The sequence below is a fragment of the Streptomyces sp. NPDC002032 genome (genome assembly GCF_042890765.1).
Classification (GTDB): Bacteria; Actinomycetota; Actinomycetes; order Streptomycetales; family Streptomycetaceae; genus Streptomyces.
The window spans coordinates 45,509-59,805 of the sequence record NZ_JBIASM010000031.1; the positions used below are offsets into that span (position 1 = coordinate 45,509).

Annotated in this window: 14 protein-coding genes; 6 read left to right on the top strand and 8 right to left on the bottom strand. The window is 66.0% G+C overall.

All coding sequences use genetic code 11. The features are described 5' to 3' along the window. Window positions 1-227: 227 nt before the first annotated feature. Complete coding sequence (locus ACFYYT_RS35535) at window positions 228-1,169, bottom strand: hypothetical protein (RefSeq protein WP_351824315.1); 942 nt, start codon at window positions 1,167-1,169, stop codon at window positions 228-230. Between the two features lie 134 nt (window positions 1,170-1,303). Continuing rightward, complete coding sequence (locus ACFYYT_RS35540; protein WP_351824318.1) at window positions 1,304-2,110, bottom strand: hypothetical protein; 807 nt, start codon at window positions 2,108-2,110, stop codon at window positions 1,304-1,306. A gap of 608 nt (window positions 2,111-2,718) precedes the next feature. Between ACFYYT_RS35540 and ACFYYT_RS35545 the strand changes: the two genes are divergently transcribed. From ACFYYT_RS35545 to ACFYYT_RS35560, 4 genes are all read left to right on the top strand, one after another. Continuing rightward, window positions 2,719-3,108: a hypothetical protein gene (locus ACFYYT_RS35545; RefSeq protein ID WP_351824321.1), complete on the top strand. Its 390-nt coding sequence runs from the start codon at window positions 2,719-2,721 to the stop codon at window positions 3,106-3,108. Window positions 3,109-3,190: 82 nt separating this feature from the next. Further along, complete coding sequence (locus ACFYYT_RS35550; RefSeq protein WP_351824324.1) at window positions 3,191-3,436, top strand: hypothetical protein; 246 nt, start codon at window positions 3,191-3,193, stop codon at window positions 3,434-3,436. Between the two features lie 379 nt (window positions 3,437-3,815). Beyond that, the gene (locus ACFYYT_RS35555) at window positions 3,816-4,049 is read left to right on the top strand and encodes a hypothetical protein (protein WP_351824327.1); all 234 of its coding nucleotides are present in this window, start codon (window positions 3,816-3,818) and stop codon (window positions 4,047-4,049) included. Further along, window positions 4,042-5,133 (top strand): response regulator, encoded by a 1,092-nt coding sequence (locus tag ACFYYT_RS35560; RefSeq protein WP_351824330.1) that lies wholly within the window; start codon window positions 4,042-4,044, stop codon window positions 5,131-5,133. The genes ACFYYT_RS35555 and ACFYYT_RS35560 overlap by 8 nt, the downstream gene beginning before the upstream one ends. Before the next feature lie 106 nt (window positions 5,134-5,239). Here the strand turns inward: ACFYYT_RS35560 and ACFYYT_RS35565 are convergent, their stop codons facing one another. The 3 genes from ACFYYT_RS35565 to ACFYYT_RS35575 all read right to left on the bottom strand — a co-directional run bounded on the left by ACFYYT_RS35565 (window position 5,240) and on the right by ACFYYT_RS35575 (window position 9,776). After that, the gene (locus ACFYYT_RS35565) at window positions 5,240-7,345 is read right to left on the bottom strand and encodes a hypothetical protein (protein ID WP_351824333.1); all 2,106 of its coding nucleotides are present in this window, start codon (window positions 7,343-7,345) and stop codon (window positions 5,240-5,242) included. 860 nt (window positions 7,346-8,205) lie between these two features. Continuing rightward, window positions 8,206-8,466, bottom strand: coding sequence for a hypothetical protein (locus tag ACFYYT_RS35570; protein ID WP_351824336.1), 261 nt, complete (start codon window positions 8,464-8,466; stop codon window positions 8,206-8,208). A 785-nt stretch (window positions 8,467-9,251) separates the two neighbouring features. Continuing rightward, window positions 9,252-9,776 carry a DUF1877 family protein gene (locus ACFYYT_RS35575; protein WP_351824338.1) on the bottom strand — a complete coding sequence of 175 codons (525 nt, stop codon included), beginning with the start codon at window positions 9,774-9,776 and terminating at the stop codon, window positions 9,252-9,254. Between the two features lie 139 nt (window positions 9,777-9,915). On the opposite strand from ACFYYT_RS35575, the gene ACFYYT_RS35580 reads away from it, so the two are divergent. After that, a complete protein-coding gene (locus ACFYYT_RS35580; RefSeq protein WP_351824341.1) occupies window positions 9,916-10,131 on the top strand; it encodes a hypothetical protein in 216 nt (71 codons plus the stop codon). A 102-nt stretch (window positions 10,132-10,233) separates the two neighbouring features. Here ACFYYT_RS35580 and ACFYYT_RS35585 read toward each other — a convergent pair whose 3' ends face one another. From ACFYYT_RS35585 to ACFYYT_RS35595, 3 genes are all read right to left on the bottom strand, one after another. Continuing rightward, a complete protein-coding gene (locus tag ACFYYT_RS35585; protein WP_351824344.1) occupies window positions 10,234-10,401 on the bottom strand; it encodes a hypothetical protein in 168 nt (55 codons plus the stop codon). A 740-nt stretch (window positions 10,402-11,141) separates the two neighbouring features. Then, a complete protein-coding gene (locus tag ACFYYT_RS35590; protein WP_351824346.1) occupies window positions 11,142-12,314 on the bottom strand; it encodes a TniQ family protein in 1,173 nt (390 codons plus the stop codon). Window positions 12,315-12,479: 165 nt separating this feature from the next. Continuing rightward, window positions 12,480-13,118, bottom strand: a complete 639-nt coding sequence (locus ACFYYT_RS35595; RefSeq protein ID WP_351824349.1) for a hypothetical protein — start codon at window positions 13,116-13,118, stop codon at window positions 12,480-12,482. 641 nt (window positions 13,119-13,759) lie between these two features. Between ACFYYT_RS35595 and ACFYYT_RS35600 the strand changes: the two genes are divergently transcribed. Continuing rightward, window positions 13,760-13,951: a hypothetical protein gene (locus ACFYYT_RS35600; protein WP_351824352.1), complete on the top strand. Its 192-nt coding sequence runs from the start codon at window positions 13,760-13,762 to the stop codon at window positions 13,949-13,951. Window positions 13,952-14,297: the final 346 nt, after the last annotated feature.

The window sequence follows — 14,297 nt, forward strand, 5'->3', positions numbered from 1 at the left end:
GGAGCCGCAACAAACAGCGGCGGCGTCAGCAGCAGCTTGACCAGCTGGCTGAGCACGCTCCTGTTCAGGGCTCATCGGGGATGTGAGGTGAGTCCTGATTGCCCATCGGTACGCTCGGTCCTGGCAGAGCTGTGCTGTTCTGGTCAGGGCAGCCCTGCCTGGGGTTGCTCAGGTATCCAGCCGTGGGAACGGCCAGGTGTCTCTGCTGGCTGAGACAGGCGGTGGAGTCATCGGGCGGTCTCTGTGCTGCCCGGCATCCCTGACCCTATTGGCAGACCACCGCTCGGAAGCTCGCCATCCAGGGCGTGGCGTGCGGCGGTGAGGAACCCTCGACGTGCTTCGTCCAGGCGTGTGTGCTCGCCGGCCATGAGGTCCAGCATCGCGATGCGGCTCTCGTCCATGGAGTCCCTCAGCAGCACCTCGGCTTCTTGGGCTGACATGGACAATCCTTCTCTCAGACACCGCACTGCTGACCCGTGTGTTCGTTCAAGTGCTTCATAGGCGATGTGTGTGTCGGCCATGAGAGCGTCCGGGTGGGGTACGTATCTGTCGAGTGCGGCGAAGGTGCCCGGTCTGACGTCTGTAGGAAGCGTCACGAGGGTTTGGGCCTGCCGCACGCTCTCCAGGGCGCTTTGTAGTTGCCCCAAGGCAGCCCAGGCGTCGTGAACCGGGCTGGTGAGCTGTTCCATCCTGCCGATGGCTCGGCGTTCGGCATCGAGCGAGGAGTAGAACGCCCTCCATACTTGGGCGCTGTATCCGTCGTGGGTGGCGAGCATGGCCAGTTCATCACAGCAGCCAGTCAGGTCCATGGCTGCCTGGATCACTGCTGGGGGTCCTTCCAGTTCCAGCACGACGAGTGCCCGTTTCAGGTCCCTGCGTGCCGCGCTGATCCTTTCCTCTGCCGCAGCGACTCCGTTGAGCATTTCTATCGCCTGGGCGGTGGCTTCTTCGGAGGCGAGCAGGAACGCTGACCAGGCTTCCCTTCGCACGCCTCGCCGCCAGTGGTCGTGGGCGGAGTCTGATTGGCCGCGGACTGTGTCGACGGCGGCGGCATAGGTGGCCTCTGCCTGGGCGAGGCCCGCCTCGTGGGTGGCCTGGGCGGATTTCAGCGCCGCTCGGAGCTGCCAGCGGCCGATCAACAGTGTGGAGGGAATGCCGATGACTGCCACGACTGCGGCGGCTATGGCTCCGACTCCCTGTAAGTCCATCGGGTGACATTCTGCCGATCGTGCGGATCAAGGTCAGCCGAATCCTCATGCCGACGGCCTGACACGCACTGGTGGCCGATGGCCAATCGGCCAAGTTACTTCCTGCGTCGTCTCATACGTCGTGGCATGGCCGGAGGCTGATCTGGTTCAGGCTCCGCGGTCTCTGCAGTGCCGTTCATCCTTGCGCTCGCCTGGAGGACCTGATCGATGATGCGGCGGCGCATCTCACTCTCTGGGTCATCCTTCAGGTCCTGGGCAAGCCGTTCGGCGGTGAGGTAGTAACCCGTGAGGACCGGCTGCTCGAAGTAGCGGTTGAGCTGGCTCAGTGTCTGCCCGTACATCTGGAGGTATGTGCGGTTGAGGAAGGCTGAGAGACCAGCTGCGACGGCGGCGATCGACCCGACGAAAACCTTGACCTGAGCGTTCTGGAAGTACAGGCCCGCCGCACAGCAGCCGATGATGATCAGCAGACCGATGGCCATCGCTCGCTGGGAGGAGCGGAATGATCGATCGGCCTGATCGGTAGCGATCCGGTGATACTCGTCGATCTGGGTCTGGTTCAGTTCCAGAAGCGTGGCCAGTGGTGTGACGATCTTGAGCTGTGCAAGCCTCTGAGCGTCTTCTGCCTGCTGCCGATCCGCAGCATCCTGGGCGGCTTTGGTCTCTACACGCTCTCGCCGGATCCGCGTCCCAAGGTAGTAACAGCAGGCAGCTGCTATCAGGAGGGTGGCTACAGCTAGTACTGCCCAGAGCGACCACGGGATGGGTGCGCTGTTCCGCTCCTTCTCGCCACCACCAAACGCAGTGAGTGCGGCAGCGACGCCCCCGGAGAGTGCCATGACTGCTGCAGTTCTGTCTCCGCTTGAGGCAGGCCTCCTGTAGTGAGCACGCGTCGTGGCCAAGTCCGATCCCCCTGAAGTGCCGACCGCAGACTGAACCGGTAAGCATTTCAGGAGAGGGACAGTGGCGCACTCCGCTCTAGAAAATCGGTCTCAGGGGCGTCATCCCCGCCACTGATCTCGACGCGGGGAGAGGGTCACCGCGCCGGCACTGGCCGGGTCGCGGTCCGGCTAGGGTCTTCACCAACCCGCGCCGACATGGGTGTGCGGGTCAGGGCCGGTGCCCAGAGCGCTCTGGGGCAGTACGACCGGACCGTCCCCGTGGCCTCCGGGTGCTCCCAGAACGCCCGGAGGCCACGTCGTTTCCGGGCCTCCCGCACAGGCGGCTGACAAGACCGCCAGCCGAGGCCAGCACTGTCCTTTCCCCATAGCAAGAGCGGGGAGACACTCTCCATGCTTCCTTCGGCTGTTCCATTCGAGATCTTGGTGAGGGATGCGGGTCACCCTCTGGATGGCATCGACGAAGGCGCAGGGGCATGCCAGTCCGCGGTCGGGCGTGCGACTCTGCGGGCAGATTGGTGTGGGCCCACGACCGGCCAAGTTTGGCTGAGGATCGTCAGCGGCCAGCGGGGAGAGAGTCAACCGCCCCGGCTGCGGGGAGAGATCGCGGCATGACGTTCACCTGGGACATTCCACCGTGGCAGCGCAATGAGGACTGCACGTACATGGCGACGACGCTCACTCATGTGGGCGGTGGACAGATCGCCGTCAACTCGGAAAGCGTGCGGGGCGACACCCCGGACGAGGCTCTCGCCGATCTGCTCATGGGGCCCGGAGGACGCGGTGGTCTGGCACAGGTGCCCGGCCTCGTCGGGGTGGTGATAAGGCGGGGTATCGACGTGATGTGGATGGCGCAGCCGCCGATCCAGGTGTCGGCCGGTGCCGCCGGCGACTGGGAGATCAGGGTCGATGCACCGGGAGGCACTGAGGTGACGGCGTTCTCGGCCGAGGACACGATGGGCCTCCTCGATCGGTTGAAGGCCGCGTACGGCGGTCGGTAGACCCCGTGGTCCCCGGTCTCGGCAAGCCGGGCCGGGGCCTGTGCTCCCTTGCGGCAGAGTTCGGTGGCTCGACGGAGGTGCGATGGCTGACGACGACCTGGCCACGAAGTACATGAGGCTGTCGGGCGGCTGGGCGAAGGCTGCGGCCGACCCGTCGCGGAGTATGCAGGAGCGGCAGCTGGCCGCTTCGTTGGCTCAGACGCATGCCACGCTGGCGTCGGTGGCGGTGGCCAAGGCCTCCCAGCCGCAGATGAGAGGGCTCGTCACCATGATCGAGGAGCTGAAGCTGGCGCTCGCGGCCTTGCGGAGAAAGTTGCCCGACCGATGAAGACACCGGTGTGACGTGAGGGGTTTCTTCGTCTCCGGCTTGTGTGTGCTGCGGGTGGGCGTCTCATGCTGCTCATCTCTGTCGGCGCCTTCGTGAGCGGGCTTCTTTCGCCTGGCGAGCCGCGCCCGGGTCTGGTGTGTTGCGGGGTGGGCGGCGTGTTGCAGCGTCCTCCGGTGCAGGTGCGTGCCTGACGAGCGGGGATGGCTGTTGCAACCGGAGCGGGTGATGCCAGATGACGCGCCAACGTTGCCGATATTCCCGTTGCCCGGGTGCAACGGTCCGTTCACGTTCCATGCTGTGGCCTTCTCGTCCGGCCGTCGCCGGGGGAGGTGTGCAGCGTCGGGTTCGGCCCGGCGCGGGGCTGACGAAGAGGGACGTGATGGACCGTTCACTGCTGTCGCTGCGGGCGACTTTGGTGTTCTTGCTCGCTGCTCTGGCGGGGGGTGTGGCCGGCCTGCTGGCCGTGTCCGCCGGTGAGGGGATCGCTCGTGGCGTGTTGTGCGGTCTGGCAGCCGTGGGAGTGGCCGTCCCCTTCTTCGACAGACTGATCGCGGTCGAATCGGATGCGGAGCAGGTGCGGGGGCAGGCGGAATCGGGGGACCGTCGTGGGTGAGTTGCGGCCGCTCGGGGATGGTCTGACGAAGGAGTCACGTGCCTTGGCCGTGGCCTTACGGGAGCTGTTCGACGGGCTCGGGGTGTCGGTTCGCCGGTACGCGGCTCGTAGGACGCGTGACCCGGGGACGTTCTCCCGCTATCTGGGTGGCAGTCGCGTGCCTCCGTGGGAGGTCGTGATGGACCTGTTCACCGATCTGGCCGAGCATCGCGGGTTGAGTGCCACTCCGGAGGCGATCGAGCTCGTACGGGGTCTGCACCATGCCGCCGTCACCGCGAGTACCTTGCCCAAGCACGCCATGGAGGTGTTGGAGCAGCAGCTGGCCGATGCCGACCGGGTTTCGCGTCGCTCTACCGTTCGGGGCGACGTGCTGGGGGATGCCCTGCTCGATCGCCAGCACCGCATCGCGGATCTGGAAGTGCGCCTGAACCACTTGGAGGCCGAGTGGAGCACCGAGCGGGAGCGGGCCGACCGGCTGGCGGCTGCCCATCCCAATGTTTCGGAGATCTTGAGGGAGCGTGACGCGTTGCAGGCCGAGGTGGCTCGGCTCTGCACCGAGCTGCTGGGCGCGCAGAAGCAGCACAGCGAGGCAGAAGAGCGGTGTGCTCTGCTGGAGCGGCAGCTGGAGGCCATAGAGCAGGTGCAGCAGACAGGCGTGGCCGCGGTTCCCCGTACGGCGCTGGTGCCGCAGGGTATGCCCAAGATCCTCGTGGTGGACGATCAGCCGAACAACCTGCTGGCCATGAGTGCCGTTCTCTCCACCCTCGACCAGGAACTGGTCGCCGTCTCCTCAGGCCGGGAAGCCCTCAAGGCCCTCCTCGATCACGACGACTTCGCGGTCATCATCATGGACGTGCAGATGCCCGACATGGACGGATACGAGACCGCAGCCCACATCAAACGCCGGCCCCGCACTCGGGACGTCCCGATCATCTTCCTCACCGCAATGGGGACGGACCCCGAGCACTCCGCCCGCGGCTACGCGGCCGGGGCGGTCGACTACATCTCCAAGCCTTTCGACCCCTGGGTGCTGCGGGCCAAAGTCGCGGTCTTCACCAGCATCTATCTTGAGCGTCACCAGTAAGCCCGGCCCGTTGCCCTACCGAGGAGCCCATTGGGCTGCTTGCCCAGTGGCCGCGGGGCAGCCATCGACAGACGGCTCCCCGGAGACTGCCGAGTGGCTGCGGGGGTCACGGGAGGCTGCTGGCGGACGTAGGTCCAAGCGGCAGTGACCAGGCTTTGCGGATGGCCTCGATGAGGGAGCGTGCGCTGTAGGGGGAGATGGCGAGTTCCTGGCGTGCTTCGGCGAGGCGCTCGGGGTCTCCGTCGAAGCCTTGTTCTGCGGCCTGCTGGGTACGGCGGTCGAGCCCTTCGGCACTGAAGATGTCGAGGAGGGTGAGGGAGAAGTAGGCGTAGGCGGATGCCTCGACGATGAGCTGCCGTGCGTCGTCGGCAAGCTGTCCCCCGTCGGGGGTTCCTCCCGGGCGCTGATCGGCGGGGTGGAAGGCGAACTGCTCTAGGGAGGTTCGCAGCGTGGGCTCGCTGGTGGGGTGGGTGTCTCGGAGGTATCCGCCAAGGGTTCGGAAGACTTCGAGGATGGCGCTGGTCTCCCGGTTCCACTGGTGCTTGCTGAGGAGAGTCCTGAAGCCGGCGAGTGTCTCGGAGAGTTCTTCGAGGATGAGGTGGCGGGAGATCTCGGCGAGTTCGTAGGAGTTCGACTTGGCTTGCATTTCTTTGATCTGGGTGGCGTAGCGGCTGAGGTCTCGCAGGATCCCGCCGGACAGGGCGTGGGCGAGCATCGCGTAGTTGGCGGTGAGTGCGGAGGAGCGTTCGGCGAGGATGTGCGTGGACTCGGTGATGGTGGCGGGCTGGACGTGGACGATGTCGTCGAGGGAGCTGTCGGTCACGTCGCGGTGGGGCAGGCCGCGGCGGACGAAGGAGGCTCCGACGTCGTCCGCGATGGAGATCAGGAAGTGGACGTGAGGGACTCCGAGGACAGCCTTGATCTCGCTGAGGAAGGCCAGGGCTTTGGTGTCGGTGCCGAGTCGGTCGACCTCGTCGATGCCGATGACGACGCTCTCCTTAGCGGCGTGCTCCTCCCTGGCGATGTCGGCGAGGAGGAGACGGAAGCTGTCGACGAGCTCGGGGAAGTTGGGCGGGATGGTGGACAGTGACGTGCTGTGGGTGCTTCCCAGACCGAGCATCTGGGTCGCCGAGCTCATCCCGTGGGTGGTGGACTGGGTGGTCTGCAGGCGGTAGAGGTGGTCGCGGCAGCGGCTGACGAGTTCGGGTTCCGCGCTGCGGGGTGTCCAGCGGCTGGCCTTGATCAGCAGGGTGGCCACGATGAGGACTCCGATGCGCAGCGGGTTGTGGCTGTTCCCGAGGAGGGCGTGGGTGTAGGGGGCGCTGGCCAGGTAGAGGAGGAACAGGATCCCGGCGGTGGTGGTGAGCGGGCCGGCGATGTTCTCCAGGGCTCTGTCACGGCCTCGGAAGGGGAAGACTATGTCGGCTTCCTTGAGGATCCGGAAGAACACCCACAGCAGGCCCAGCACTATGACCCACCCCAGTGTCTCGTAAGGAGGTCCGTGGAGGACTGGCGGCTTGTCGAGGGTCACGCTCAGCCTGGAGAAGTCGACGTGGACGCCCTCGCCCAGGACTTCCAGAACGACGCTGAGGAGGACTCCCGCGATCATGACGCGGGCGAGGAAGGCGGTGGCGAAGGTCCACAGTCCCCTGAGGAAGGCTGACGGCCAGCCTTCCGCTCGCAGCTTCCAGCAGGCGATGGCGACGAACAGGATGATGACGCTGCTGGCAACGGCGTGCCCGTGGAGGATCTGGACGCTGCGGCTCATCACCTCGTGCGCCGTCTCCCGGGCGAGATGGACCACGGTGTGCACGTAGCGGTCGTAGAGGGAGTTCACTGAGCTGAACAGCCCCAGGGCCAGCAGTCCGCCGGCGGGTACGGCGAAGGCAGCCCACCATCCCAGGCGTGCAGTCCCCCGTCGCGCCCGCTGGTACAGACGGCGCAGCGCGGAGGCCTTGGTGAACTCGGGAGGTGTATAGCCGTGGTGGCGCATGTACTCCCGGCACAGGCGGACCGAGAGCGCGAGCAGGAACTCCTGAGGGGTATAGGTCGCCGGAGCCTGAACGACGAACCCGAAATCAGCGCGATTCGCACTCACCTCCAGCAGGGTCGTCTTCCCGCTGCCCCGCGGGCCGGAGACCGCGATGGTTCCGTCCTTTAGGTGGGCGAGCTTGCGGTCGAGCTGACGCCTGGCCTCGGTTTCGACCACCACAACGGCGTCCCGAGTCCCCAACCCGTCATCCCCCTCGGGAATGAACAGCGAGTCGACGTCGTCTCCAAGCTTCAGACGGACCAGCTGTAACGCAGTGGTACGGGCCCCTTCCGCGCTCAGCGCCTCTCCCCACTTCGCGGCACGCACCCCCAGCCTCCATCGCAAGACAGCGCAGACGCCCGCGTACCGCGCCGCACGGAGGCAGTGCTGGAGGTTGACCCAGAGGGGACGTTCCGTACGGATCAGTAACACGATCATGAGGGCGGGAGCGAGGACCAGCGCTGGTGCCCCCAGCGCGATGAGCGCCGTGAGGCCGCCGAGAAGAAGCAGGAGTGAGACGGCCACCCAGTTCCAGCTGGTACTGTCCGCTTCCCGTCGATGTCGTTGCCGGTCTTCGTGGAGACGGCCCTGTGCCTCCAGGAAAGCCCTGTGCCGTACCGGCGACGACTCGCTGACGGCGACGGCCCGGTAGAACGGGCGGAGCAGCTCGCGATTGATCGTGGTGGCATTGATCCCTGCGCGTTTGTCCAGGAGCCGCGCAGTAGCCGGGTCCGCTAATGCGACGCGTACACAGCGCCGGTAGATCTCACTCTCCTCAGGTTCGAGGAAGTCGTGGATCTTCGCCGACCAGGACTCCCTGACGGCCTGTAACGGCTGCAGCAGCATCCGTATGCCCTCCCCCAAGTGCCAGAATCAGCGGATGCTACCGGCCTGCGCTGCCGTGGGGTGGCTCTGCCTCGGATCCGGACAGGTGGCTGGCTGATTCCATGGTTGAGGAAACGGTGAGCGGTAGCTGAGACAGCGACGAGGTCCCCGGCAGCTGCCGGGGACCTCGTCATGCCCTGCATCGAGCCTCAGGCCTAATCGGGATGGAGTTCGAGCAGGCCGGCTGCGACCAGCCGCTCCAAGCTGGCTCTCAGCGCGGCTTTGCCTCCCACCTCCTGAAGGCTGCGCCCCCTCTCGAATTCACCGAGGACGCCCTCCAGCTCCCCACTGCGCACCGTGAGCAGATACCGGATCTGGACGTACAGCCCGAGGTCCTGAAGGGAGACCGGAGCCATCACGGCTTTCAACGGAAGCGTGATGGGCTGATCGAAGTGATCGTGGTCGTAGAGGTTCACACTGGTCATCTCCTTGGCCAGGCCCGCATGCAGCCCAGCTCGACGGCCTGGTCCCCCATACAGGCCCAGTGCCTCGCCCAGACAACGACTCAGGTCGCCCGACTGAGCACCTCCTCGAGTACGGAAGCCTGCGTGAACAGGCCCACCTAAGAGCTGTCCCGTAATGCGTGGCACTTCAGTGCTGTGCCGGACACCACGGCTACCCGCCGCTCCAGCGTCACCATCCAGGCGCACCGGACGAGTAGGGGCCGGGCGTGATCATGGCTGGGCGAGGTGGTAGAAGACGTCAGGCGCGAGTCGGTGATCGAAGCTGCCCAGCGCACCTGTGCTGGCCCATCGCTATTGCATCCTGCCGCAAAAAAGTCTGGTCGCCCAAGCGCTGGCAGCCAATCGTGGTACTACCGCTTCGCCACGAGCCGATGCGCGCAGGCGAGGTGCGAGGTGGCACATGTCGCTGCCTCAACAGAGGTAGCCAGCACCCGCCGGCTACCGCCACCTCATGAGGGGGGAAACATGATCAGGCGCATAGTCACCGCCTCAGCCGCGCTCGCGCTCGCCATCAGCGGCGCCATCGGATTCGGCGCGGGCACCGCCCAGGCTGCTGACCGCTGCACGGGCTGGTACCGCACGGTCCACGGCGCCTCGTACAAGCTGTGCATGGAGAACGGAAACCAGCTCCATTGGTACGTCGACAAAACCGGGTGTGGACGGTCACGCAATTCCCCAGCCCGACGGTCACGTAATTCCCCAGGCGCTCGTGTTGGGGACGCCTGGTGGGTCGTGGGTCAGTCCCACCAGAGCACGACGAGCAGGTGGCGCTCTGCTGCGTCGAGGTAGAAGTCGCGCAAGGCGTTGAAGTGCTCCAGCAGGTACGTCCGCAGACCGCCCGTGATGGGGCCGCCCATCTGGCCGATCAAGGATTCGGCGTCACGCTCGTCGGCCGGCAGGGCGGCGAGAAGGAGGGGCATGTCGATCTGGCTAAGCAGTTCGGAGACGCGTGCCACTTGGGAGGCAGCCAGGCCGCTGGGGGCGCCCCCGAAGGGGGCTATGGCGTGTGGGTGAGTGTTGAGGAAGCCGAGGTCGAGAGCCGTGTCGCCGTCGGTGGCCTGGCGAAGAGCACCGAGATGGACCTCCCCGAGTCCGGCCACCTCGCCGACGCGTTCCAGCAGCGCCGGTGCCCAGTCCAGGTCCAGTACATCGTACGCCGGTGGATCCCAGTGGGGATCACGGTCCGATGACGCGGCGGCGGACTGACGGCAAGCGGCGAGATACCCCGCGGGGATGCGGGCGAGCTGCTGAGTAACGGCCATGACGGCAGTATCCCTGCCGCGTCTACCGAGTTTCGGGCTGCAGGCTTGGAAGCGCCCACGGTCGCCGTCCCCATGGGGACTTGTGACCGCCGGGGTGGGGAATTACGTGACGCTCAGGTCCCGAAACCTGGGGAAATACGTGACCGCTCACACCGGGTCCAGCACCGACGAGCGCTTCTACGTCAGCGGGGAGGACTTCTGCGGCCACACTTACTCCTTCAACTGGAACGACTGGTCGCAGACGGGCTACAACAACGCTAGCTGGACCGCCCCCTGCAACTTCCGGGCGGGCGCGCTCAAGCCGACGGAGTCCTCCGTCTCCTGGGACGGCCCCCTGCTCACTATCTACGCCTGACAAGTTCAGGCCCGCCCTGGTCTCTCAATCGGGCCGCATAGCGAGCGGTCACGCTGTTACCCCGTTGACTCCACGTGCCGGAGATCAATTGCGGGACAGCCCTTAGTCCTGGTAGCCGACGGCGATCCGGCGGCCACGGTCATCCTCCCGGTCGGTGAGCTGGTAGCTGTAGCCGTCCGGGGTCCGGTGGACTTCGCGGAAGTCCCCGCAGTACTGGTCGGCGGTGATCGTGCGGCCGTGTTCCGGTCCGTGCATCAACAGGATCTTCATGGCGCGCACCGTAGAGAGGGCCGGAGGCTAGTGTCTCGGCCTCGGGATCGGGCCTGGCGGGGTGGCCAGCGTCCGTTCCCGCCCGGGTTCCGCGGGGTGTTCCTGCCTCTGCTCAGAAAACGAGCGAGCCCCGGGCCGTGGATCGGTCCGGGGCTCGTTTCTGTTTCTGGTGCGGGGTGTTCCTGGTGCGGATCCTTTTCGGAATCGCTGGGCTACGCTCCGCGTCGCTGCTGGCGATCCTATCCGACGTGTCAAGTGTTCCCGCCTGTTCCTGGTTCCTGTTCAGAAACGGTGGGAGGGGTGCGGGAACGTGTTCCGGGGGTGTTTACCGGTGCATCGCTGGGTGGTTGCTTCGCACCACTGGTGGCGATCCTATCGGACGTGTCAAGTGTTCCTGGTCCCCGTTCATTTTCTCCGCGCGCTTTCGCCGGCTTCCAGCAGCCCGGGATCCCGTTTTGTCCTGGTAGATCCCTGTAGCGCGGTCGGGCGCGGCGTGCAGTTTCGTGACAACGCGGTCGGGCGTGTCGCCTGTTTTTCGCCGCGTTTCTGAGTGTTCCCGCCCCCACCAGGAACGCTTTTCAGAGGTGTTTATGCAGCTCAGAGGCCCCGTTCCGGGTGTTCCTGGTGTTCCCCCCAGGCCGGACCCAAGTACGCGTACATGCGCGAGGCGATGGCCGCTGTTCTCGGCGTGTCGCCGGGAAAGAGGAACAGCCTTGTTCCGCACGGAGACTCTGTTCCTGTCACCGGGCGCTCGTGGGCGGGGTGTTCCAGGACGCGGGGGAGGGGTTCCGGGGGCAGTCGTCTGCGGGAACCCACCGGCAGCTGGGCTCACGGCCTCCGCAGTGCTTGCACAGCTCGGTGGTGGAGGTGAGCGGCAGCCCGTACACCCAGCGAAGGCACGAGCGGGTCTGGAAGGGCCCACGGTCCTCCGGCCGGTGGTGGAGAGCGGGCAGCCGCTCCCAGCGCCCCTCAGCGGTCTTCACGGGCTTGTCTTCCGGGAATTCGCCGAGCGGCGGGTGCAGCTCGAGCCAGGTCGACAGCGGGGCGGCTTCACGGCCGTCGGCGATGCCGGGAACGCCGAACTCCTTCGCCACGGCTGTGAGCCAGGCTCCGGGGTCTGCGTCGACGACCAGTGTGCGGGCGGTCTCCCAGGCATCCATGAGTTGGGCCAACCGGACGGCCTCCGGGTAGACGGCTGCCGGTGCGGCCCGGCGCCTGTGCCGGCCAAAGCCGAGGGCGTCTTCGCGCTCTCGCCAGGTCTCGTGGGCGACCTGGCGGTAGACCCACCACCACAGGGTGACCTGGTGGGCGTCGGCGACCAGCGCGTCGCCGGCCGGGCCAACGCGGTGGTTCAGGCTCCGGTGCTCGGCCAGAGCGCGGCCGAGCTCGGGGAGCGGGGTGGTGTCGATGAGATAGCCGCCGTCGTCGCCGCATTCCCAGCGGCGCCCGCAGGCGCAGGGCCGCCACCGGTGTCCGGCCCCGGCCAGCCAGGCGCCTTCCTCCAGGCACAGCGGGCAGGCAGGCAGCGGGGGTTCACCAGGGGTCTGCGGCCAGGGCCGGACACTGACGGTGGCGCCGGCGGCGGTGTGCAGGCGTTCGGGGTGAAGGCCGGGGAGTGCGTGGCGCAGCTGGTCCTCTTGGCGGCCGGTGAGTTCGGCCAGGCTGGCCAGGGATTCGGCGGTGAGGGCGACTTCGTGGGTGCCGGGCTGTACCCGGGTGGCGCTGACGGGGAGCCGGCCCTTGTGGAGGGCGCGGAGCAGGCGCGGGAGTTCGACGGCGTTCGCCGACGCAGTGCGGGCGAGGTAGGAGGCGGTCGTCTCGCCGTGGATCACCGGGACCCGGATGGGGAGGTCGGATGCGGTGAGCGCCTTGTCCTTGCGGGCGTGGTCCGACGGGGCGGTGCGAGGTGTCATGGGACGGGACGTTTCCATACCGGCCCTGTGGACGAGGGCTGTGCGGGCCAGAGCACGTCGACGCGGGAAGGAGGTCAGTCCGGTGCTGGGCAACAGCAGCTGTTCCGGGGTGAGTTCGTGAGAAGAATCTTCAGAACCCCCTTGTTGGCTCTGACCAGACGTTTTCTAGATTGTCAGCGTGGACCGAAGAGCCTCGGCGGCACCGATTCCCCGCAGGAGCCCGCCTCTGTAGACGTCGCCTACCGTCGTCACCTGGGCGGCCAGCCTCTCGTACTCCTCCAGCGCCGTCTGCTGCGCGCCGGGCCTACTCCGAACTCGGCTCGGGACAATGCCAGGGTGCTGGTCACGCCATTTCCTCAGCTCGACGATCGCCTTGCATGAGGAGTGCCAGCAGGCCGCGTACGTCTTCCGCGCCAGAGGCTGGGGCAGCCTCAATGGGACCTGTTTGGGGTATCCGCCATCCCGCGATCCAGGCCACCGCCCGGGGTCCATCGCCTCGTCCGGCACCGCGGGCCACCGCCGGTCCCACCAGCCACGGTCCCTCAGCTCCAGCTCGATACCGTGGGCGGCCAGCACGTCGACCGTGTCGAGCAGCTCGCCGGCCTTCCGCAACCTTTCGTGCTCACGCCGCCAGGCGGCCCGCACTTCCGCAGCCTCCTGTCTGCGCAGGCCCTGCACGTTCCAGCGTTCATCACCCTGCAGCTTCAGGCGATACACCCTCTGCTCCGCCAGCTCCGAGTCCAGAGCCGCCCTGAGCTCAAGGCTCACCTTGGCGTTCCCCTGGTGCTTCCCCAGCTTCTCCACCCGACCATCCTAGGCAGTTTGCAAACCGAGCACCCCTCAACGTCACTGGGTGCCTTCTGAGCACCTACTAAAACTAGTAGGTGCCCGCCGGCCTACTCACGTGAGTAGGAACTCGCGAGGCTTCAGCCCTCCAAGGGTGCGGCAGCTCGGCAGGTGAGAATTCTCGATTCTGGGAATCTGTCTTCGGGGCTCAGACCAACGAGTCATAAACTCAGCCTCACGAGCCACAACCCGGCCTGTTATCAAAACGTTATAATAGATTCCGCGCGTGCCGAGTCAGCGCAATTCCCGCAGCTCACAGCCTTTATCCGGGCTAAAACTAGTATTTGCATCGCCACCTGCGCACCCCCCGCGCCTCCCGGAACGGATCATTCCGCCCGGAAGGCGCCACAGGGACAAGGACCAGCGCTGTAAGCTTCTCACCAGCAGACATAGGAGAGGGAGCGCGCTCTACCCCCAGGGCCGGCAAGCATCCGGGGGTAGCAGAACGCTCCCTCTCTTGGACTCCGAAACAACCAGGAACGGAATCACTATGCCGAAGTATAGCCTGCTGTTCCCCGAAAAATCCAAAACCGATGTAATCGCGATTCATCAAATCCACATCGTTCGACAGGATTGGTAGCGGGGAAACAATGAAAAATATGGAACGCGAGAATCAGGAACCGTTCTTCGAACTTCGGGTAGGAAGCTGGCATTCAAAGCTGCAGAAGTTCCCAGAGTGGCCCGCAAAAGCCGGAAAGAAAATCTCTGTTGGAATCGGGATCGGGATCGGAGGATCAGCAGGGCTGCAAATTTTCGCCCTTCTGAGTGAGCACTTCGACTTGATTCGCTGAAAATTTCAAGCGAGCTACTCAGCTCTGCCAATCCTGATCGGCAGAGCTGAGTGACAACAGCAACGAGGACCGTTCCAAGCATTGCCCTGCAGTCCTCCAATTCCCGCCCAGGGGACTCAGCTGTCCTCAGAGCCAGCCTGCGGGGTGTTCCCAGTGGGAACACCCCGCAGGCCCACAGCTTCCCCCCCATTCCCCCCAGGCCGGCGCGAAGCGTCGGCCTTTCGCTTCCCCAACGCGCTCCGCGCGCAGGCAAGCTGACTCACAAACAGAAACGCGGGGACAGGGTTGCGCGGAGCGCGACCCACGCGGTGCGAGGCGCAGCGCGCCTCGATACCCGCTCCGCGGG

Excerpts from the sequence above, each read along its gene's own strand:
- ACFYYT_RS35585 (WP_351824344.1), bottom strand. The coding sequence starts at position 10,401 with ATGAAGATCCTGTTGATGCACGGACCGGAACACGGCCGCACGATCACC.
- ACFYYT_RS35555 (WP_351824327.1), top strand. The coding sequence starts at position 3,816 with ATGGACCGTTCACTGCTGTCGCTGCGGGCGACTTTGGTGTTCTTGCTC.
- ACFYYT_RS35575 (WP_351824338.1), bottom strand. The coding sequence starts at position 9,776 with ATGGCCGTTACTCAGCAGCTCGCCCGCATCCCCGCGGGGTATCTCGCC.
- ACFYYT_RS35550 (WP_351824324.1), top strand. The coding sequence starts at position 3,191 with ATGGCTGACGACGACCTGGCCACGAAGTACATGAGGCTGTCGGGCGGC.
- ACFYYT_RS35545 (WP_351824321.1), top strand. The coding sequence starts at position 2,719 with ATGACGTTCACCTGGGACATTCCACCGTGGCAGCGCAATGAGGACTGC.
- ACFYYT_RS35600 (WP_351824352.1), top strand. The coding sequence starts at position 13,760 with ATGGAACGCGAGAATCAGGAACCGTTCTTCGAACTTCGGGTAGGAAGC.
- ACFYYT_RS35590 (WP_351824346.1), bottom strand. The coding sequence starts at position 12,314 with ATGACACCTCGCACCGCCCCGTCGGACCACGCCCGCAAGGACAAGGCG.